At 58.4% G+C, this 21,518-nt stretch carries 19 protein-coding genes; 11 read left to right on the top strand and 8 right to left on the bottom strand.

Going from position 1 to position 21,518, the window contains the following annotated elements; all coding sequences use genetic code 11:
- Positions 1-82: 82 nt before the first annotated feature.
- Positions 83-490 (top strand): hypothetical protein, encoded by a 408-nt coding sequence (locus FW756_RS08150; protein ID WP_446429647.1) that lies wholly within the window; start codon positions 83-85, stop codon positions 488-490.
- Positions 491-573: 83 nt separating this feature from the next.
- On the opposite strand, the gene FW756_RS08145 is transcribed toward FW756_RS08150, so the two are convergent.
- The 5 genes from FW756_RS08145 to FW756_RS08125 form a co-directional block, all read right to left on the bottom strand.
- Entirely contained in the window at positions 574-1,167 is a 594-nt protein-coding gene (locus tag FW756_RS08145; RefSeq protein WP_446429646.1) for a PACE efflux transporter, read from the bottom strand.
- 211 nt (positions 1,168-1,378) lie between these two features.
- A complete protein-coding gene (locus FW756_RS08140; protein WP_446429645.1) occupies positions 1,379-2,275 on the bottom strand; it encodes a metal ABC transporter permease in 897 nt (298 codons plus the stop codon).
- The gene (locus tag FW756_RS08135) at positions 2,272-3,015 is read right to left on the bottom strand and encodes a metal ABC transporter ATP-binding protein (protein WP_446429644.1); all 744 of its coding nucleotides are present in this window, start codon (positions 3,013-3,015) and stop codon (positions 2,272-2,274) included. The genes FW756_RS08140 and FW756_RS08135 overlap by 4 nt, the downstream gene beginning before the upstream one ends.
- The gene (locus FW756_RS08130) at positions 3,012-3,947 is read right to left on the bottom strand and encodes a metal ABC transporter substrate-binding protein (RefSeq protein ID WP_446429643.1); all 936 of its coding nucleotides are present in this window, start codon (positions 3,945-3,947) and stop codon (positions 3,012-3,014) included. Before FW756_RS08130 ends, FW756_RS08135 begins: the two co-directional genes overlap by 4 nt.
- A 46-nt stretch (positions 3,948-3,993) precedes the next feature.
- On the bottom strand, positions 3,994-5,877 hold the full coding sequence (locus tag FW756_RS08125; protein ID WP_446429642.1) for a phosphoenolpyruvate carboxykinase (GTP): 1,884 nt from the start codon (positions 5,875-5,877) through the stop codon (positions 3,994-3,996).
- A gap of 293 nt (positions 5,878-6,170) precedes the next feature.
- Here FW756_RS08125 and nrdI point away from each other — a divergent pair, with 293 nt between their 5' ends.
- The 5 genes from nrdI (at position 6,171) to FW756_RS08100 (ending at position 12,868) form a co-directional block, all read left to right on the top strand.
- Positions 6,171-6,620, top strand: coding sequence for a class Ib ribonucleoside-diphosphate reductase assembly flavoprotein NrdI (gene nrdI / locus FW756_RS08120; RefSeq protein ID WP_446429676.1), 450 nt, complete (start codon positions 6,171-6,173; stop codon positions 6,618-6,620).
- A complete protein-coding gene (nrdE, locus tag FW756_RS08115; protein WP_446429641.1) occupies positions 6,617-8,788 on the top strand; it encodes a class 1b ribonucleoside-diphosphate reductase subunit alpha in 2,172 nt (723 codons plus the stop codon). Before nrdI ends, nrdE begins: the two co-directional genes overlap by 4 nt.
- Before the next feature lie 35 nt (positions 8,789-8,823).
- Positions 8,824-9,852, top strand: coding sequence for a class 1b ribonucleoside-diphosphate reductase subunit beta (gene nrdF / locus FW756_RS08110; protein ID WP_446429640.1), 1,029 nt, complete (start codon positions 8,824-8,826; stop codon positions 9,850-9,852).
- Positions 9,853-10,086: 234 nt separating this feature from the next.
- Entirely contained in the window at positions 10,087-10,725 is a 639-nt protein-coding gene (locus FW756_RS08105; protein WP_446429639.1) for a hypothetical protein, read from the top strand.
- A gap of 247 nt (positions 10,726-10,972) precedes the next feature.
- Positions 10,973-12,868, top strand: coding sequence for an alkaline phosphatase family protein (locus tag FW756_RS08100; protein WP_446429638.1), 1,896 nt, complete (start codon positions 10,973-10,975; stop codon positions 12,866-12,868).
- A gap of 142 nt (positions 12,869-13,010) precedes the next feature.
- Here FW756_RS08100 and FW756_RS08095 read toward each other — a convergent pair whose 3' ends face one another.
- The gene (locus FW756_RS08095) at positions 13,011-13,559 is read right to left on the bottom strand and encodes a GNAT family N-acetyltransferase (protein ID WP_446429637.1); all 549 of its coding nucleotides are present in this window, start codon (positions 13,557-13,559) and stop codon (positions 13,011-13,013) included.
- A 155-nt stretch (positions 13,560-13,714) separates the two neighbouring features.
- The gene (locus FW756_RS08090) at positions 13,715-14,251 is read right to left on the bottom strand and encodes a TetR family transcriptional regulator (RefSeq protein ID WP_446429636.1); all 537 of its coding nucleotides are present in this window, start codon (positions 14,249-14,251) and stop codon (positions 13,715-13,717) included.
- Between the two features lie 76 nt (positions 14,252-14,327).
- Between FW756_RS08090 and FW756_RS08085 the strand changes: the two genes are divergently transcribed.
- Positions 14,328-14,834, top strand: coding sequence for an FBP domain-containing protein (locus tag FW756_RS08085; protein WP_446429635.1), 507 nt, complete (start codon positions 14,328-14,330; stop codon positions 14,832-14,834).
- A 94-nt stretch (positions 14,835-14,928) separates the two neighbouring features.
- Here the strand turns inward: FW756_RS08085 and FW756_RS08080 are convergent, their stop codons facing one another.
- Entirely contained in the window at positions 14,929-17,913 is a 2,985-nt protein-coding gene (locus FW756_RS08080) for a Calx-beta domain-containing protein (RefSeq protein ID WP_446429634.1), read from the bottom strand.
- Positions 17,914-18,180: 267 nt separating this feature from the next.
- Between FW756_RS08080 and FW756_RS08075 the strand changes: the two genes are divergently transcribed.
- The 4 genes from FW756_RS08075 (at position 18,181) to phnC (ending at position 21,517) form a co-directional block, all read left to right on the top strand.
- Positions 18,181-18,858: an amino acid deaminase gene (locus FW756_RS08075; protein ID WP_446429633.1), complete on the top strand. Its 678-nt coding sequence runs from the start codon at positions 18,181-18,183 to the stop codon at positions 18,856-18,858.
- An 83-nt stretch (positions 18,859-18,941) separates the two neighbouring features.
- On the top strand, positions 18,942-19,643 hold the full coding sequence (locus FW756_RS08070) for an HAD family hydrolase (protein WP_446429632.1): 702 nt from the start codon (positions 18,942-18,944) through the stop codon (positions 19,641-19,643).
- Positions 19,644-19,651: 8 nt separating this feature from the next.
- The gene (gene phnD / locus FW756_RS08065) at positions 19,652-20,668 is read left to right on the top strand and encodes a phosphate/phosphite/phosphonate ABC transporter substrate-binding protein (RefSeq protein ID WP_446429631.1); all 1,017 of its coding nucleotides are present in this window, start codon (positions 19,652-19,654) and stop codon (positions 20,666-20,668) included.
- Positions 20,669-20,683: 15 nt separating this feature from the next.
- Positions 20,684-21,517 (top strand): phosphonate ABC transporter ATP-binding protein, encoded by an 834-nt coding sequence (gene phnC / locus FW756_RS08060; RefSeq protein WP_446429630.1) that lies wholly within the window; start codon positions 20,684-20,686, stop codon positions 21,515-21,517.
- The last annotated feature ends 1 nt before the right edge of the window (position 21,518 follow it).

Below are 21,518 nucleotides of genomic sequence, written 5' to 3'. Positions count from 1 at the left end.
TTGCAGTGAACTCTCAGTGGTCTTACAGTGCGACCACACCCCCAAAACATAGCTTGGGAGTTCCAGCACGAGAGGAAGACCAATGAAGACACCGCTCATCACCGCAGTCGCACTCGCAGCAGCTCTCCCACTGATTCTCACCGGGTGTGGATCCAATACTCCCACCAACGAGGGCAGTGAAGGGACGAACACGAACGGCACGTCACCCACGGTCGACGCCGAGTCGATGTTCCTCGAGCTACAAAGCTCTGGCAGCATTCCCAAGAACTTCCCCGAGACCAAGGACCTCCGAGTCGAGGTCAACGACGATGAGTTTGCCATCGCCTGGAAGGGGAGCCCACTCACAGAAGGCTGCAAGCCAAGCGACGCGCTTCCAAACTCGACCGCGAGTATTTTGCTCATCGCCGACGGCGCCCTGACCAACACCCAGCAGTGCGGTGACATTTGGCAGACCACCCAGGCCGACGGCTCGTACGTCGTCTGGAACTAGTCTTCAGGAAAGCAAAAGAGCCCCGGTGCTGCAATCTGCAGCACCGGGGCTCTTTCGCTTTGTCGGATCGATCCGCACCATTGTTATTCAGCGGAGGGAAGACCGCAGACCTTGTCAAAGGCCCACGTGTAGACGACCGTAAAAATCAGGAAGAAGACGAGCAGGCTGGACTCGATCACAAACGCTTCGAGCAAGCTCACGCCGAGGGTGATGGCGACCAGCGGAATCGTAAAAATCAGCACGCCACCCTCGTACCCGAACGCGTGGATCGCACGCATCAATGGGCCGCGGTGGGTGATTCCGGAACGACGCTCGATAGCCTCGAAGATCATGTTCCAGAGGTAGTTCCAACCGGTTGCGGTGAGCGTCAGCAGCACCGCGGTCAGGGTTGAGTTGGCCCCGCCGTGACCGAGCAGCATACCCAACACGAAAATAGTGAAGAGCAAGCTAAAACCTTCATAACCAATCACAAACACCACGCGGCGCAGCACGGGAGACCCCCCGAAGAAGCGTGCGGGCTTTGCGTTGGAGACAGCAAGCGGGAGCGAAACACTCCCCGTAATCGCAGCCACAGGGCCGGTCACTGCTGCCGAAAGCATCTCGGCCGAAATGGCCTGAGCGTTGGACTGGGTTGCGGTCTGCGAAGGCAAACCTGGGGTGTGGCCTGGGGCGGTCACGAGTATCACTCCAAATGATGCAACGCAGCGTGGGAGGCAACCTTTACCCCTCTAGGATCACGCATACATTGGTGAAATCATTATATAGCTACCGATTCAGTAGTCAATTTTTACTTTGGCGACTGAAACCGCAACATTTTGCCCCTTAATGAAGTTGCTGCTGGCGCCGTTTGACTCGTGCGTACGCCACCAGCAGCATCAGCACGTTGCCTTACGCCCGCGCAATCGTCGCAAGCTCTTCCTTCTGCAACTGTTTACGTCTCCGCAGCGCAAGCACGCGAGTGCCGATGAGACCATGCTTGGGACTCAGCAGGTACACCAGCGCAAACGCGCTTCCCTGCGCCAACACGACCATTCCGCCCGAAGCCGTATCGAGGTAGTAACTCACATACAGGCCAACCACCGCACAAACGGCCGCAATCAGCGGCGCAATGATGAGCATGCGATCGAAGCGGTCGGTCAGCAAATACGCTGTGGCGCCAGGGATAATGAGCATCGCGACAACCAACACAACTCCGACTGCCTGCAGCGCTACGACCGCAGTCAACGCAAGCAAGCCAAGGAGAACGGCGCCCAACAGACGCGGACTCAAGCCAATCGCATGTGCGTGCGTTGGATCGAACGCATACAGCGTGAAATCACGCCGTTTCGCAATGAGAATGGCGAAGGTCAAAGCCCCAAGCACAATGATTTGCGTGAGGTCTTGCTGAGACACCCCAAGCAGGTTACCGAAGATGATGTGATTCAGGTCTGTCTGCGAAGGCGTGACCGAGATGAGCACAAGACCGAGCGCAAACAACGTCGTGAACACGATCCCAATCGCTGCATCCTCTTTCACACGGCTTGTATCGCGCACGGCACCAATGAGTCCAACGGCGAGGAACCCGAAGATCACCGCACCGATCGCGAACGGCACTCCGGCGATATAGGCAAGCACAACGCCAGGAAGCACTGCATGCGAGACGGCATCACCCATGAGCGACCAACCAATCAGCACGAGCCAACATGACAGCACCGCACACACAATCGATGCGACCAGTGTGGTCATCAACGCACGCATCATAAAGTCGTAGCTCAGGGGTTCCATGAAGAAATCAATGAGGTTCATGCGGTTTCTCCTCGCTGCATCACGTCAAGCCCGAACGCAAGGGCAAGATTCTCTGGACGAAGGACTTCGCTCGGGTCACCGTGCATGAGCACACGCCGCATGAGCAGCAGGGCCTCATCAGCAAGCAGTGGCAGCGCCTGCAAATCATGTGTCGACACCAGCACCGTGACCCCGTCAGCGGCAAGTTCACGTAGCAATCGCGTAATGGTCGCTTCAGAACGCTTGTCTACACCAGCGAACGGCTCATCGAGCAACAGCACGGTCGCTTCTTGCGCGATACCTCGTGCAACAAACGCGCGCTTCTTCTGGCCACCCGAGAGTTGCCCAATCTGACGATCCGCATATTCAGTGAGCTCGACCCGTTCAAGCGCGTGATCAACAGCCCGGCGATCAACCGCACGTGGGCGCCGGGTGAATCCCATCTTCCCGTAGCGACCAGTCATCACCACGTCGCGCACGGAAAGCGGGAACGCCCAGTCGACATCTTCACTCTGTGGGACGTACCCGACAACCCCGGTTTTTCGTGCTTTCGATGGGCTGTCGCCATTAATCAGCACCGAGCCAGCATCAGGACGCACAATCCCCATGATGGTTTTGAAGAGCGTCGACTTGCCTGAGCCATTCATCCCGACGAGTCCGCACACGCGGCCAGGGGCGAGCGTCAACGATGCGCCGTCAAGGGCGAGCACGTCGCCATAGTGCACGGTGACATCTGAGACCTCAATTGCAGGAGTGGTCATGACTTTGCTCCTGTCAGCGCGGCAACGATGGTATCTGCATCGTGCCGAATCAGATCGAGGTAGGTCGGCACTGGGCCGTCTGGTTCCGACAGCGAATCAACGTAGAGCAAGCCACCAAATGATGTGTCAGTCGCTTCAACCACCTGCCGCATCGGAGCATCCGAAACCGTTGATTCGCAGAACACCGCCGGCACGTCGTTCTCGCGCACAAACTCAATCGTCGAAGCGATCTGACGAGGCGTCGCCTGCTGCTCTGCGTTGACCGCCCAGATGTATTTCTCAGTGAGTCCGGCATCACGTGCAAGGTACGAGAATGCCCCCTCGCAGCTCACAAGCGCACGCTGCTGCTCGGGAAGCACGGCAAGCGATGCCACCAACTCGTCCTGTACATCTTGGAGTTCGGCCTTATACGCCGCCCCGTTCGCAGCGTATTCGGCAGCATGCTCGGGGTCGAGATCGCTAAAGGCATCTACCATATTGTCGACATACACCTGCACGTTCAGCGGACTCATCCATGCGTGGGGGTTCGGCATCCCCTCGTAGGCGTCTTCCCGAATATCAATTGCGGCGACACCGTCACTCACGACAACGTGCGGCACATCGAGGTTGTCAACGAACTGCTCAAACCACGCTTCGAGATACATTCCGTTATCAAGAATGAGATCCGCCTCTGAGGCTTTGCGAATATCTCCCGGTGTCGGCTCATATCCGTGGATCTCAGCGCCCACCTTCGTGATTGATTCGACCCGCAAATGCTCACCTGCCACATTTTCTGCGATGTCAGAGAGCACCGTGAACGTTGTGAGTACTACCGGCTTGTCGTCCGCTGGCGCGGACTCAGGCGAGCTGCAGGCCGCGAGCCCCAGAGCAAGCGAGGCAGCTGCGGCGAGCGCAATTGGGCGGCGGATCATGCCAAAACGGCGATGGGACATAGTGATAAGACTTTCTTTACTCGTCGTTCGGTTCGTGGAGTAGCGACTAGCGGTTGGCTTGGCGGTCAGGTGCTTCCGCACCGGGAGGCGAAGCTGGCGATGGCTCATTGAGCGCGGCCGCAACTCGCGCGTGCGCCGTCCAAATCTCACCTGGCATACGAACGAACTGCTCGAGGTGCGTCGCTCGGTGCGCGATCTCTTCCTGCCAGCGCGCAGTGTCGATATGCAACAGCTGTTCGACTCTCGCCTCTTCGATGGGCAGCCCCGTCAGATCGAGCTCGTCTGGGTGAGGCACAACCCCAACAGCGGTACGTCGTCCAGTCGCACGGCCTTCTCGGTAGTCGCTCAGCCAGAGAAGCGCGCGCAGATTCTCACGGTAGCCAGGCCACAAGTAGCCGCCATGCTCATCTCGCTGGAACCAGTTCACATGAGCAAAAATCGGCTGCTCAGTGACGCGACCAATAATTTCAAGCCAGTGCGCCGCATAGTCACCTTCGGCATACGACATGAAGGGACGCATCGACATCGGGTCGTAGCGGAGTTGACCGTCAAGACCTTCTGCAGCGAATGTAGCTTCAGCGCCAAGGGTGAGTCCGTCGTAGACACCTTCTGCCGCATCGGTAATCGCGCGCACGAGTGGCTCTCGGTCTCTCGTGCGACCACCGTAGATCACCGCATCGATGACCACCCCTTCAGGCGCATGCACATCGGCTGCAATATTCGGCACTTGGTCAAGCGAAATCGTGAACCGACTGTTTGGGTGAGCCCATGGCAAGTTCGTGTCGGCCAGGCTTCGTTCTGCGATTGGTGCGCCTGTCCAGTCAAGCCATCCCTCGGTGTCAGCAGGCGGCTCGGGGGTCAGCCCCTCCCACCACACATCGTGTGAGAGTTCGTTGTAGGCAGTGTTGGTGAAGATCGCTCCCGACCCTTCACCGATTGCGGCCATCGCGGTGGGGTTGGTTGCAGTGTTGGTGTCTTTGGCCACACCAAACACTCCGTTCTCGGGGTTGAAGCCGCGCAACTGCCCCTGTTCGTCAACCCACAGCCACGCAATGTCATCGCCGTAGAACTCGACACGGTAGCGGTCGCTCAGGGCCTCGGGCGGCAGCGTCATTGCCAGGTTCGTCTTACCTGACGCGCTGGGGAAGCCGCCACAGACGTGACGTCGCTCGCCCGTCTCACAGTCGACAATGCCGAGCACCAAGTACTGCTCCGCAAGAAACTTGCCAGAACGGCGTCCGTCATAGCTCGCAAGCCTCAGCCCATGCGCAATCTTGCCGAGCAGCGCGTTGCCGCCATACGCAGAACCAAAGTGCAAGATCGTTCGTTCATCGGCGATCGTGGCAAAGAGCCGTTGGTCTGCGGCAGTCCCCTGCCCGAGCGTGTCCAAATCGCCCGTCACATGCACACCCCGCACAAACATACTTGGGTCGGCGAGACCAGAAAGGTATTCCATGCCTACTCGCGCCATGCGGATCATCTGCAACACCACATTGCGATCATCAGTGAGTTCGACACCCGCCGCGTATGCCTCGAGCGGTGTGCCTGGCGGTGACATCAGATAGGGCACAACGTACATGGTCTTACCGCGGGAGGCACCACGCATCCGCTCGGTAACCTCATGCTTCACCTCGGAAGCAAGCCGCCAGTTGTTGTACACCCCACGGTCGGCTGGATCTGCCGTCGCAACGACTGTCCGTTCTTCGGACCTCGCCGTATCGGTGACGTGCGACCGAGAGTAATACCTGCCGGCGCCAGCTGGGAGCAGCGTGCCGTCATCGAGTGCTTCACGGATCAACCGCGCGTCATCTGCCGCATTCACTACCTCGATGCGATCAGGCAGGGTGATCGCTGCCCACTCCGCCACGAACGCGCGAATGTGCGTGTTCGTGTTCGCCTCGATGGCATCGGCCAAATTTTCACCGGTCATAACGCTGTACCCCTCACTATCGCCCCAGTCTGGACTGCGTTGATCAACAGATTCGATTCGTCACCCGTTGATGATCTGACACTCAAACTCTAATGTTCGGCATGTCGTATTCACAAGTCGAGCTGCGACGTAGTACAAACGTGTTATTCGAAACAACCACAACATCTAGTGCCTTACGTGCTTCGAATGACTATATCTAGTGCAATGCAGTGAGTTGAGGAAAGGAATTTGCCGTGTCCAATCACCAAGGTCTCGCTCGGCCAGGAGGTGCATCTCCGCCGGTACACCGGCTGGTGGAAGAGAAATCACCAAACTTGGTCTACTTCTCAAGCGTCTCTGAAAACACCAAACGATTCGTCGAAAAGCTCGAACTTCCCGCCGCAAGAATCCCTCTGCGGCCACGCCTCGACGGGCATCTCCAGGTAGCACGCCCATATGTGCTCATCGTGCCAACCTACGGCGGTGGCGCAGCAAATGGTGCGGTGCCAAAACAGGTCATTCAGTTCTTGAACGACCCCAATAACCGGTCACTCATTCGCGGTGTCATCACGGCAGGAAACACCAATTTCGGTGAGCACTACTGCATCGCCGGCCCCATCATCTCGGGAAAGTGCCATGTGCCTGAGCTCTATCGGTTCGAACTGCTCGGCACAGATCGCGACACCGCCCGTGTGCGCTCGGGACTCCATGAGTTCTGGGCTACGCACCCTGCATCCATCACTCAACCAGAAAGCTCCGTATGACTTCCATCACCAACCCAGCCCTTTCCACTCCATCGACACCGCGCTCCGGCGTTGGTGAACGCAAGGACTATCACGCGCTCAACGCACAACTGAACTTGTTCGCTGCCGACGGCTCGATTCAGTTTGAGAAGGATCGGGAGGCCGCGGCCGCCTACCTTGCACAGCAGGTGCTGCCGCATTCCCGACCGTTCGAGACAGTGTGGGATCGCCTGCATTGGCTCATTACGAACGAATATTACGAATCGGATTTCCTTGCCGGCTACGACGAGGCATTTGTGGTCTCGCTCCATGCACAAGCCGAAGCCCATGGGCACGAGTTCCAGACCTTCCTCGGGGCCTTCAAGTTCTATACGTCATACGCTCTACGCACATTTGATGGCACCACTTTTCTTGAGTCGTTTACTGAAAGAGTCGTCACGACAGCGCTGTTCCTCGGCCAGGGCGATGCTGCGCTTGCAGAGCGACTCACCATCGAAATGTTGAGCGGCCGGTTTCAACCAGCGACACCAACCTTCTTGAACGCAGGCAAGCGACAGCGCGGCGAACTCGTCTCTTGCTTCCTCCTGCGCCTCGAAGACAATCTCGAATCAATCGGCCGAAGCGTGAATTCCGCATTGCAACTGTCAAAACGCGGTGGTGGCGTCGCGCTCTTACTCACCAATCTGCGAGAGGCTGGCGCGCCAATCAAACACATTGAGCAGCAGGCTTCTGGTGTCGTCCCCGTCATGAAGATCCTCGAGGACTCATTCAGCTACGCGAACCAGCTGGGTGCCCGCCAAGGCGCTGGTGCTGCATACCTGCATGCACACCACCCAGACATCATGAGTTTCTTGGATACCAAGCGTGAGAACGCAGACGAAAAGATCCGCATCAAAACACTCTCCCTCGGTGTTGTCATCCCGGACATCACCTTTGAACTTGCGAAGAACAACGAGGACATGCACCTCTTTTCGCCATATGACGTGTTGCGGGAGACCGGGACAGCCATGTCAGATTTGTCAATCACCGAGCATTACGCAGAATTCGTTGCGAATCCTCGCATTCGCAAGACGACCATCAGCGCACGCGAGTTCTTTAAGACGCTCGCAGAACTGCAGTTCGAGTCCGGGTACCCATATGTGCTCTTCGAAGACACGGTCAACCGAACTCACGCGCTTGAGGGCCACATCAACATGTCAAACCTGTGTTCAGAGATCCTGCAGGTGAATTCCCCGTCAACGTATGACGCAGCAATCGGGTACCAGACCGTCGGGCACGATATCTCCTGCAACCTCGGTTCACTGAACATTGCGCTCACCATGGCTTCACCGAACCTTGGAAACACAGTTGAGGCAGCAGTCCGTGCGCTGACAAGTGTGTCATTGCTTACCGATGTTGACGCCGTACCGTCGGTCGCGGCAGGCAACGACGCATCACACGCTATTGGCCTCGGCCAGATGAACCTCCATGGGTACCTCGCGTCACAGCACATCCGATACGGGAGCGAGGAAGGCGTCGATTTCACTGACGCATACTTCCGCACGATCACGTTCCACGCGCTGCGAGCTTCAAACCGTATCGCGATCGAACGAGGTGAGACTTTTGCCGGCTTCGAACGATCCACATACGCAGATGGCAGCTACTTCACGCGTTACGTGCACGAGGATTGGCAGCCAGCGACCGCACGCGTTCGTCAGCTCTTCGAGGAGGCAGGCGTCGAACTGCCGTCAGCTGACGACTGGGAACATCTGCGCGATTCCGTACGCGAACACGGAATCTTCAACGCATACCTCCAGGCGATTCCACCGACCGGTTCGATTAGCTACGTCAACAATTCAACCGCTTCCATTCATCCCATCGCAGCGAAAATCGAAATTCGCAAAGAAGGCAAGCTCGGTCGTGTCTACTACCCGGCACCCCACATGACCGACGAGAATATCGAGTTCTTTGAAGACGCCTACGAAATCGGGCCAGAGAAGATCATTGACACCTACGCTGCGGCAACACAACACGTTGATCAGGGCCTCTCCCTCACCCTGTTCTTTAAGGACACCGCGACCACGCGTGACATCAACAAAGCGCAAATCTACGCCTGGCGTAAAGGCATCAAGACGCTCTATTACATACGCATGCGCCAGCTTGCCCTCGAAGGAACCGAGATCGAAGGCTGCGTTTCGTGCGCCCTGTAGTTTCTGCATCCGCTCCGCTTCTGAAAGGCACCCACATGACCACGCACGTTGATCCGCTTCTCCCCCTCACAGAGAGCTCAGTAACGCCACCTGCCTACCGCCACGATCCAACGGCCAGGCTCCGCCCGATCAACTGGAACCACATCAGCGATGAAAAAGATCTCGAGGTATGGAACAGACTGACCGCGAACTTCTGGCTCCCCGAGAAGGTGCCACTGTCGAACGACATCCCGGCTTGGAAGCAAATGACCGTCGAAGAACGCGCACTCACCATGCGAGTGTTTACCGGACTCACAATGCTCGACACCGTGCAGGCAACCGTCGGTGAGATCTGTCAGATTCAAGATGCACGCACCGAGCACGAGGAGGCGGTGTACACGAACATTGCCTTCATGCAGTCCGTGCATGCCCGCTCATACTCCTCGGTGTTCTCGACACTCACGTCAACACCAGAGATCGACAGCGCATACCGCTGGGCCGTGAACAACGATCTCTTGCAAGAGCGTTGCAAGAAAGTGCTCGCGCACTACTACGGGCCCGATCCGCTCAAGCGAAAGGTCGCTTCAACGCTGCTGTCTTCGTTGCTGTTGTACGCAGGTTTTTACCTGCCTCTGCACTTCTCGGTGCATGCAACGCTCACCAATACGGCCGACATGATCCGCCTCATTCTGCGAGACAAGGCGGTACACGGGTACTACTCCGGTTACAAGTATCAACGCGGTCTTGAGCAGCGCACTGCCACAGAACAGGCAGAAATGCGGGAGTTCACCTACGAGCTCTTGGAAGAACTCTACGAGCTTGAACTGCAATACTCTGGCGAACTCTACGAGCCGCTCGGGCTCATGGAAGACGTAGCCGTCTTCGTCAGATATAACGCCAATAAGGCGCTCATGAACCTCGGGTACCCCGAACGATTTTCTCCAGAGGAAACCGCGGTGAACCCAGAAATCTTGGCCGCGCTCTCACCGGGCAGCGACGAGAATCATGATTTCTTTAGCGGATCAGGTTCGTCGTATGTCATCGGTAAGGGTGAGGACACGACCGATGATGACTGGGACTTCTAGCCTGCCCTGCTGGGGGAAGCTCCCGAGGTAGCTTCCCCCAGCAGCCTTCGAATGGCTGCAACCAATCACGCGTGGCGGGGCAGAAGGGAAGCTCTGGGCGAGTTCTTGCCCCGCCACAGATGTGAAACAGGCACGGGGACATCCCGTTTCCAATTCCCGAGATACCAGTTTCATAGAGCAAAAACGAACTGCAAGCGAGTGCAATCGAGGCTGAGAGCCGCCTATCATTGCAGCATGAGTAAGGAGCGCCCCAGCACTGCCCATCCTGTCCGCAGCCGTGGGGCAATGTTCGGTCTGCTCGCCGGAATCGCTGTCGCAACAGTGACAGCGCTCGTTGCAGTGGTGCAGTGTACGCGTCGACTCATCGCCCTGTTTCATAGCAACACTGCGACCGGCGACTTGCACGGCCACTCCACGCCTCCGTCTGTGCCGACGCCACTTGGTTCCCCGACGAGTGACGCTTCATTGAGTATCTTTACGTCAACAGCTGCTGACCCACTTGCGCTAACCTTTCTCACACTTGGCCACCTGCTCATCCTGTGCGCAGTGCTCGTTCCTGCAGTTATGGTTGCCTCAAGTTGTGCCCGAGCGCGCCGTGAGAGGCTGAGCCCGCTCACGTTCCCGAAGCTCGTCACACGTTCGGGAATGGTGGTCCTTGTGCTCGGCGGCGCCGGCGCAGTCGTCCTGGCCAGCTTTGTAGGTGACGGCACAGTTGCCGATACCTCCGGCGTCGGCAACGAGAATCTTGCGTGGCCCGCAGCGTTCTGGGGTGTATCCCCAGTGCCGTTCCTGATCGGCACTGGGGCGATTGCGTTTGGCCTCATCGCGAGAATGACGCAAAAACGTGAGAATGATTTCCCACTTTCGTACTAATCCCCAGCAACACGCCACCCGGCGAGGTATGCAGGCGGGCACAGACCTGAACTTGTCAATACAGGTATGGCGATGCGCCTGAAAGCAATGCTGTCTATACAACTGAACGCGAGGTAACGCTCCCACGAAGCGTAGGTGTTCCTCGGGCGTGTCCTGGAGTTCGCACATAGTTCTCTTCACACTGGCTACGTCGCGGCTAGTTGGCCGCGATCCACGTAACTTTCTTTACAGCTTGGAGCAGTGCATAGTGCGGAAGAAAACATTTGCCGCGTCGGTTGGCGCGGTGGCATTGGGCATCACAGGAGTCTGCGCGGGCATCACGCCCGCGGCGTTTGCCGCGACAGACGCAGACGCAAAACCGAAGACGCTCGTCATCGGCGTCGATGGCGCTTCATTTGATGTGATGGCAAAAGCGAACATGCCGAACGTGCAGGCACTCCAGGCATCGGGTCTCACCTCGCCAAGCAACCTCCCCGGAAACCCCATGGGTCCTACAGTCTCGGGTGTCGCATGGTCGACCATCGCAACCGGTGTCTGGCCAGACAAGCACAATGTGCGTGATAACAACTTCACCAACCCAAACTACGCGCAGTATCCGGACTACCTCACCCGCATGGAGGCGGCAGCTAGCGACCGCAATAGCCTGGTCGTTGGCACCTGGGGTCCCATCTCGAAGACCATCTACGGTGCCGCTGTTGATGAGCGAGTCGCAGGCAAGAACGATGCTGACACCACCGCAACCGTGATTGACCGAATCTCGAACGGTGACCCCGACGACATCTTTGTGCACCTTGACGAGGTCGACGGCGCGGGTCACAGCTCAGGATCAAGCTCGCAGGCATACCTCACGGCGCTTGAACGGGCTGACAGCCAGATCGGCGAAATCGTTGCAGCCGTCGAGGCACGCGCAACCTACGCAGCAGAGGACTGGCTCATCATCGTCACCTCAGATCACGGGCATACCCCGACTGGTGGGCATGGCGGATCGACGAAGCTCGAGCGCAAGACTCACGTCATCGCAGACGGCGCCGGATTCGAAGCTGGCTCGTGGCGTGACGATGTTCGCATCGCCGACATCGCCCCCACCGTACTCGCTCACGCGGGTATCACCGCAGACGCAGCATGGGATCTCGATGGCTCGAACATCGAAGACATCGTGCCTGACGATTTCGACTCACTGCGCCCGCTGCTGCAGCCGGCAGCACAGGAGAAGGGCCCAGGTGATCTCCTCGGATGGACCGCGCAGGCACCAGAAGGCTGGACTGTTGACAACTCGCAGATGCCCGAGGGCGGTGCCCCGGAGTACCGCGGGTGGACGTTCATGACCGATGATTTCTTCTCAAACACTGAGCTGGGCCAGCACCGTGAGAACAACGTGCGCTCGCGCAACGTGTTTGCTGTTGCAGATTCTGACGAGTGGGACGACGTCAACCCGAAGAGTGGCCGCAACTTCAATTCGACGCTGCAGACCCCAGCCTATGAGCTCAACGGCGCCGAAACCGTCGACCTTTCTTTCGTCTCTGACTACGCGGTCGACGGCCCTCAGGGCGCTGCCGTGTGGCTCCACTTCGATGCAGCCTCTGGCATTCCACGTCAGAAGCTCATCGAGTACCCCGCAGACGGTACCCGAGCAAACCCGGTGAACCAGGTCGAACGCGAAACCATCTCGCTGCCGAAGAATGACGCTGGCGAGCTACCCAAGACAATGAGCATTCATTTCTCGTACGAGGGAGTAAACAGCGCGTTCTGGGCCATCGACCAGGTACGCGTGACGCAGCCAGACGCTCCAGTGACGCCGGGCGCAGAGGGCAGCCAAGATAGCTCAGCTGATGCAAGCGGTGCCGCAAACGGCACAGGCACTGCCGCTGGCACTGGCGGATCCGAAGGCTCAACAGCAGCCAACGGCACTGGCACCTCAACAGCGAATGCCACCGGCAATGCAGGCGCAGGAGAGGGCGGCACGAATGCGGTCGGCTCCGCTCAGGGAGACAAGCCCCAGTCTGAGAAGAACCCGCGTGAAGCTCTGGCGAACACGGGTGCTGACGGCGTAAACGGTTGGGTACTCGGCGGCGCAATCTTCGCAGCGCTTGCAGGGGCAGCAACCGTTGTCGTGCAGCGCGTACGCCGGACCCGTCAGAGCTGAATCTCTACGTGACGACGCGTATCTCGCAATAACGAGCAGTGGGCCGTACTCAGTATTGAGTACGGCCCACTGCTATCTCATCGTCTGAAACCTGACGTGGGCCTATGAGACGCGAAACCGAATTGTGCGTCTGTATCGATCGTCACTCAGTGCGGTCGCTTGCGAGCATGCCAAAGACGAACGTGTCAGTCCATTCGCCCTTGCTCCACCAGTCTTGTCGCAACGAGGCTTCGTGCCGCATGCCAACTGCGGCAGCAAGCTTTGCCGAACCGGTGTTACGTGCGTCCATCTGTGCAGCAACACGATGCAACCGATAGTGAGTAAAGGCGAGATCAAGTACTGCCGCCACCGCTTCTCGAGCGTAGCCGCGACCGCCATACTCGGGGTCAAGCACCCAACCGATCTCGGCGACTGCGCGCGCTCGGTCGGTGTACCAGATTTGTACGTCCCCGATCACGTTGCCATCGCACTCCACGACGAGATCCAGTGCACCTGACTCCCCGTTGAGATCCGTATTGTCGAGACGCTTCGTAAGCTTCTGGTCGGCAATCTCTGCGTCCCACGGCTCGTCAAGCAGATACATTGCGACGTTCGCCTGCCCGTGGAAGCGCAGCAGCGAATCGCGATCCGCTGGTTCGTGACTCCGAAGGGTCAACCGCTCAGTTTGCAGGGGAAGCTGTAAGGCACTCATACTGCAGCCAGCCTAGCGTTGCGAAGCACAGAATATGCCTCGCAACGCTAGGCCCGCACTCCACACCGACTACACCTGGCTGTGCTGGGATCGCTGCCCCGAAGCCTAGGAAAGCACCCGTGCGCACCGTGGGGCCGCTGTTACTGCAAAGCTCGTTATTCCGCGCGAGGAATGCCCAGTATTTCCTGCACCAACTTGACCGAATACTGCTCGGGCGAGATACGCTGCATCCCCGCAAACGCAACTGCAAGTAACACTATCCGCCGTACCGCAACTTCAGACAGCTCAGGAGCGCGGCTTTGCAGAGCAACAACAAGATCATCAATCGAGGCAGAAAATACCGCACCAAATTCAGGCACTCGCATGGCGTGCGCCCACGCGTCTGCCCAAAGCCACAGCTCTGACTTCATCTCAGCATTGAGATGGTTGCCAAAGAACTCGCCCACCGGATCAGTGCCTTCACCTTCAGTTGCGGCAAGAAATTCTTGCAACTCCTCTGCGACGAAGCGTCTCCAGGTGTGGCCCACTAGCTCCACCACGCTCGTAAAGTGCTGGTGGACAAGCCCTGGCGACCCTCCCACTTCGTCGGCAACAGCCCTCGCTGAAACCGCGGCAAATCCATCACGTCGAATCACTCGAAATGTCGCATCGAGCAATGCAACTCGTCGTTCATCACGAGGCAGATAGACCATCAATTCTCCATTCCAACAAGCACGTGTAGTCTATTCAATTGAATCTGTACGCATGTACAATTTAGGAGAAAGGTTCATGCTCCCCTACCCACTCAGCACTTTCCGTGCAGCCCTCGGCAACGTCGATGACGCAACCAGACGCACGGTTCGACTTCCCAGACACCCGCTCAAGCCCTCCAGTCAGCTTCGCGACTACTACGGCTGGCGTGACCCCAGCGCGCCACAACGCGGATACCTATTCACTGAACAGACAGGCGCCCTCACCGGCATCATGCTCACTACCACCCGAACCCACACCGCCGCGGGCCGTGCCGTTATGTGTGAGTTCTGCCGAATCCCGCGAAGGTTCGAACAGGTCGCCCTCTTCACCGCGTCAACTGCGACGCACCAGCGCAGTCAATCTGGGCTTGGAACATACCTATGTGTAGATCTCGACTGCAACGCGCGTGTAAACGCTCTCCAGCCCCTCACGCCGCTCGACCCTCCGGCAGAAGCACTCGTGACTGAGCATCGCGCCGCGCTCGCACGCCGCTCAGCTGCGTTCATCACCAGCGTGCTTCGGCAGGCACGCCGCACTGCCTGAATAGCAAACAACACTTTTAGGCACGCCGACAGATACGAGTGGGGCGGAGCAGGTCCTTTTCGACTTGCTCCACCCCACTGGCGTTTCTTTCCGGCTAGCTCAGCTTGCGCTTGCGAACCGCAATCAGGGCTGATCCGCCCAGCATCGCAAGCAACACGCCACCGAGGGCAACCGCCCACAGCGAACCTGCGCCGGTGTTTGCCAGGCCACCGTTACTGTTCGCAGTGCCCTGGGTGTGCGCACCAGTAGCGGTGCCGTTGGCCGATGCGCCCTGGGCGCCTGCCGACGAATTGCCGTTCGAGCCGGAACCCGAATTTCCATTCGAATCAGCATTGCCATTGGTACCGGCGTCACTCGAACCGTCGTTGTCGCTGTCAGCGTTACCACTGTCATCAACGTAGGTCACGGTGCCTGCGGCTACTTCCTCACCGACCAGGCTGTACTGGTCAGGATCACTGAGGTTCAATGTGAACTCGAAGTCACCGTCAAGACCAGTCTGCTGCGTCGTCTGCACCGTCACGGTCTTTGGCGCGTCATCGTCGGCCTCCCACGTGAGTACCTCATCAACCGCAACGTAGTGCGTGCCTGCGATTGCTGTGCCATCTTGTGACGTCACGCGCACACTCGCTTCACCGGTCCACGGATTCACGTCTGCATTCTCACGCGTCACAGTGAACGTCATTGCCGTTCCGGCCGTTGCTTTCTGCCCCTCACCAAGAGAGAAGATGGTGGGCTCAGGCGTCGGGTATGTCATGCGTACGCCACTCAGTCCGCTGCGAGGGGGAATCGTGACTCGGTCAGTATCTTGCCCCTGTCCTGCAAGGTACAACGCGAACATACGGCTTGGGTCGCCAGCCTTGCCCGGCTCGGTTTTCACCGTGATGGTCTGCACGTCGGGACCACCCGCAGCGAATGTCAGGACCTGGTCGACAGCTTCATAGTGCTCACCAGCCTTTGCGGTGCCATCACGCGAACCCACACGCACGCTCGCTTCGCCCGTGTACGGACGAGTCTCGTCGTTCTTGCGTGTGACGCGGAATGTGAGATCCCGACTTCCGGCCTCAACGATCTGTGGTGCACTGATCGAGAACTTCGTCGGACCAGGTTCTGGGTACGTGATCGTTCCATCGCTTGAGAACCCGCCACCAAGCTCAGTCAACCCCGCCGGAGTCGGATCCGAAAGCACGAGTTCGAAACCAAACTCACCAGAAAGCGAAACATCATCCATCGTGTTCACAGTGATGTGCTTATCTGCGGTTTCACCAGCGGCCCAGCTGATGGTTTCATCGACAGCGGCGTAGTGCGTTCCAGCTACCGCAGTGCCATCAACACTCTGCACGCGGACACTTGCCTCACCGGTGTACGGGTTCTCGACTGCGTCAGTGCGCGAGATGGTGAAGTCAAGGTCGTTACCTGCCTCAGCAATCTGGTCATCACCGATCTCAACAACGGTCACGCCAGGCGCGGGGACAGTGATATTGAACCGCTGCGTCATCGTGTTTCCGAGCGCATCGGCAACACGGACTTCAAATTCTGAATCACCGACCGCGTCTGGGGTACCCGTGAGTTTTCCATCTACAACAGTGAGCCATGAAGGTGCCGTGTCGCTCACTACAACAGATGCTGCAGGGAAGCCAGCGGTGTACGTTACTTCCTGTTCCCACGTCTGACCGAACGGAATGGTCGCGCTATCGGGGCTCGTAATTGAGGTCCACACCATCGGGCGTTCAACCGTGCCCGAGTAGCGATCATTCGACTTTGTGGAATCTTCGAACGTATATTCCAGAGTCTTCCAACCAGACATCACCTTGATCTGCACGATCGGCAGCTCTGGGTCTGGTGTCGGCTCCAGGTTTCCGCCCAATACCGGGAAGCTCCCGTCGCGACGCTGCACATCATCAGCCAGGTCGTATCGGAAGCTCTTCGAACCCTTGGGAACATAGGCAGTATCGAGCAGAATGCGTTGCGATGCCACAGAGAATGCGCCCTGAGCCGCAGCTTCTGGCGCCTCAGGCAAGCCCACCAGCGAGGCAAGGCTGTTGCCTTGTGCCTGCAAACTTGTGAGACCCGTAAGGCCCGACAGCGGTTCAACCGAGGTAGCTCCGATGCCGTTCATATGAACGCGGTAGAGATCGGGCTTGTTACGAATCGCGTCGATATTGTCGCCAACCTCGACATTGCTGTTGAAGTCAAGCGTTCGCAGTTCTGGCATATTCTCAATGCCATCAAGGCTCGTGAGCTTGGCATAGTCCATGCTGATGAACTTCATCTTTGTGAGTCCCGCAAGCGGCTCGAGCGAGGTCACGTCGCTATACCCGGCACTAATGTTCGTCAGCGCAGTGAGGCCTGCGAGCGGTTCAAGCGTTGAGACTGCCGTCTTGTATACGCTCACCGATGTGAGTGTGGTGATCCCTGCCAGCGGCGAGAGGTCAGCAAGCTCGGGGTTCTGCGAGGCTGTGAAGTCTTTCAGCGTCTTCGAGTCGGCAAGCGGTGAGAGATCAGAGAGCTTCACATTCTTTGAAATATCAAGCTTGCTGAGCTTCGGAAGTGTGCCGAGCGGTGAGATGTCCGTCAGCTCTGGGTTGCCCGTCAGCGACATCGTCGAGATGGTTGCCGTATCCGCAAGACCTGTGAGCCCAGCGTTCGACACGTTCGAGTCGTTCAGCGTGATGCTATTGATCTTGGGCATTTTGCTCACTGCTGCAAGCGATCCACTAGCAGAGAAGTCATGCTTGCCACCTGCAAAGAACAGGCTGGTCATTTTCTCCGCGTATTCGATTCCGTCGAGTGACGTCACCGCAAAATCGCTACTGCACGACAGACCGTAGATGGTATTCAGTTCGTCATGGGTGACGGCGCTATCTGGGGCGCGACCCCCGCCAAGCTTCGCATTGACACACGCGACGAGCTGCGGATCACCAAACGGAACCCGGTCGGTCCCGTTTGGCGCGTCAACGGCAAAGGCTGCCGCGCTTCCAGCGACGCCCATTCCTGCCACGAGTGCGAGCGAGGCGAAGCCAGCGAGCACACGGCTCCCCCGCTTTCGCCGTTGATTGCGCAACAAACCTTGGTTCTCCACGAGAGCTTGTGCCCTTTCAATGTCCGTTCACCAGAATGATTCACATGGCCCATTGCACAGCGCTTTCAGGTCGAAGTCCCCCGGTTAGCGCAGTCAATGAGCCAAACTTCAGGCCAATACTAACGGGATATTCATAGCAGCACTAGTGTTTTCAATCAGTTTATTAACAGTTGTCACCTGACTTCCCAAGGCCGATCATCAAGTCTGCACCAAGTGTTCATGTATTTCCGTTCTCCCTTTCCCCATCTCGTATGCGAGAGTCAAGCAGTGACCTCCCTCTCAGCTCTTCCAGCACCACCTCCGCTTTCGACCGTGCTCGATCAGGTGCGTGCCGACGCGCAAACCGACCGGCTCGATCATTGGGGACACTCGACCGTCATCGATGAACACACGAAGGTCGCTTCTTTCTCGCGAGAGATTTTTGACGCTTTGCACGCTGCAGCAGGAATGCAGGCCACGTTTCCGGTTGGAAATGCTGGGCTGATCCATGTCTATGGGTATTGGTTCTCAGATGTGCTCACACCGTTTGGGTACAAGTTCGACCGCTGGCGTGACGGAGCACTCGCACGCGCACTGCATCTCCCAGCTCATGCATTTTGGATCGAGACCCCTGATCGCACCGGTACCACCGCGCTCGAACGCGTGCTTGCCGCAATCAGTCCAGCGCTTGAAGCTCCACCGCAAGCGGCAACGACCGCAGATGCTGACCTCACGTGTGTTTCTGACCAGCAGCACAGCCGCCTGGTCATCGTTCCCTCACCAGATACGTCGACCGCACAGCCGTCCGCGCTCATCTACGGCATCTCGGAGACCAGTCCCATTGCTCGTTCTCGTCCCCGCTTCCAGCTCATCACTGCGTTCCCGTTTTCTGGCGATCCGCACGCCCTTGCGGCCGAATTCGTCGCCGATCCGCGCCCTCGTTGGAATGCCGTCGTTGACTCTTAACCTGACGTTCATCGCCCCATAGACATTTCGTCCATTTGCACTTCTAGGTTTGGATTTATCGTCCAAATCGGAAGGAAGTGCGCATGGCACCGAGTATCGTCTTCGACTTCGATGGCACGCTCGCCACGGGTCACGGCCCCGTTCGCGAGTATGCACGCATCGTCGCCCCACTCGCAGGCGCAGGGTTTGCGGATCGCGTCGATGCAGAACTCGAACACTTTGATGCTGGTCTCTCGAGCTACCGCGATGGGTACGACGTCGTCGGCTCACTTGCGCGGAAATCCGGGGTGCCAGAGGCCAAGACCCAAGCTGCTTATGACGGGAGCCGCGAGGCGCTCGGAACTGAGCTCGCCCCTGTCTCGACGATGCCAGATCTCGCTGGTTTTCTCGCAGGCCTTGCGCAGACCGCAACCCTCGTGCTCGCGACCAACGCACCCAATGTTGGGGTCGATCGTGTGCTCGATAGCTGGGGCGTCAGTGAGTATTTCACCGAGATGCACTTTGCCATCGGAAAACCAACTGGACTGACCCGGTTGGTTACTCGCTTGCGAAAGTCAGGTCCCGTACTCACGATCGGCGACATCGCAGAGTTCGATCTCACGCCAGCCGCTGAGCTTGGCGCAGATACCGCACTTGTCGGCGCAACCGCGCTGCACTCCCCTGCTTCGGTGACGATGCGCGGCAGCTCGCTTGCCGCGATTCGTGCCGATATTGAAGCCTGGGCCGCGACCGCGGCGTCCAGTACCCATGAGTCATCCGACTCAGAAAACGCCATCGAAAGGTAATCATCCTCATGCGCAAATCACTCTTTGCTGCTGGCGCACTCACCGTCGCGGCACTCGCACTCACCGGCTGCAGCACCAGTGGCACCGGCGACGCAGAAGCCGCTACAGGCACCACCGAATGGCCCGATTCGATCACGCTTTCACTCGTCCCCTCAGTTGAGGGCGAAGACCTCGCTGAGGCGCTTGATCCGCTCACGACGTACCTCTCCGAGAATCTCGGCATCAAGGTTGAGGGCGTTGTCGCAAGCGACTACGCGGCAACTGTCGAGGCACTGGGCGCGGATCAGGCACAGGTCATCATCGCAGACGCCGGTTCGCTCTACAACGCAATGGAACAGTATGACGCGAAGCTCGCACTGCGCGACGTTCGTTTCGGTGCGACCTCGTATGCTGCCGTCGGATACACGAACAACCCCGACAAGTACTGCGCAGATACCCCGGTGAAGGCAAACTACGCAGCGAGCAACATCGAACTCTCGTACTGCAACGGCACCGAACAGGCCGGAGTTGACGCGACAGGTGCTGGCCCCGCGGGCATCGAATCGCTCAGCAAGATTTCCAAGGGCACCAAGGTCGCGATGCAGGCTGCGACCTCGCCAGCGGGCTACCAGTACCCGATTGTTGCCATGCGCGATGCAGGTATCGACACTGACAAGGACATCACCCAGGTTCCTGTCGAAGGCAACAACAATGCCGTGCTCTCGGTCTACAACGGTGACGCAGAGGTCAGCTTCGGCTACTGGGACGCACGCACCACCGTCACCAAGGAAGCGCCAGATGTCGCAGACAAGGTCGTGGCGTTCGCGTACACCGAGATGATCCCGAACGGTGGCGTCGCAGTATCGTCGTCGCTTCCCGCAGATTTGGTTGCTGACCTGACCAAGCTCATGGACGAGTACGCCGACTCTTCAGAAGAGGCAAAGACCGTCATGTTCGACCTCGTCGGTCTTTCCGATTGGACCAGCAAGACCGATGAGGCCGAGATCGCGCGCTATGGCGAGATCCTGACCCAGTTCAGCAACTAAGGCATCTGCAACACAATGACGCTTCACCCCGATGCGCGCCATGAGGCGGCGGCACCTGTCGTGCCCGCCGCCTCATGGCGCATCGCCCTCGACCACGTCACAGTCACGTATCCCAACGGCACACGTGCGCTGCAAGACGTCTCGCTCACCATCGATCCAGGAGAAATGGTTTCGATTGTCGGGCTCTCTGGCTCAGGAAAGTCGACCCTGATTCGCACCATCAATGGCCTCGTGCCGGCGTCCACGGGCGAGGTGCTCGTTGGGCCGCACCGTATCTCGGCCTTGCGCGGGAAGGCACTCCGCGAAGCTCGCGGGCACATCGGCATGATTTTTCAGGCGTTCAACCTTGCCGAGCGCGCCAACGTGTATCGCAACACCCTGGTCGGACGGTTCGCGCACTCCCCGAGCTATCGCACCTTGCTCGGTATCCCGAGCGCTCACGATCGCGACATCGCGCTCACTGCGCTGCACTCTGTTGGCATGCTTGAGAAGGTGTGGACACGTGCTGGCTCACTCTCAGGCGGCCAGAAACAGCGCGTTGCGATTGCCCGCGCGCTCACGCAGGAACCGAGCGTCATGCTGGCCGATGAGCCGGTCGCAAGTCTTGATCCGCCCACCGCGCACGCCGTGATGGCGGATCTCGCGCGCATCAACACCGACCGCGGACTCACCGTGCTCGTCAACATTCACCTCATGGATCTCGCACGGCAATACACCACTCGCATGATTGGCCTACGCGACGGTCGCATTGTGTATGACGGCTCGGCTGCCGATGCCTCAGACGCTGATTTTGAAGAAATCTACGGTCGCCCCATCCAGCCTCGCGATCAGCTTGGAACGAGTATCTGAG

The organism is Leucobacter sp. 1207-22 (genome assembly GCF_052850455.1).
The sequence above is the reverse complement of the archived record's forward strand: the minus strand, read 5'-3'. Positions and strand labels throughout refer to the sequence as shown.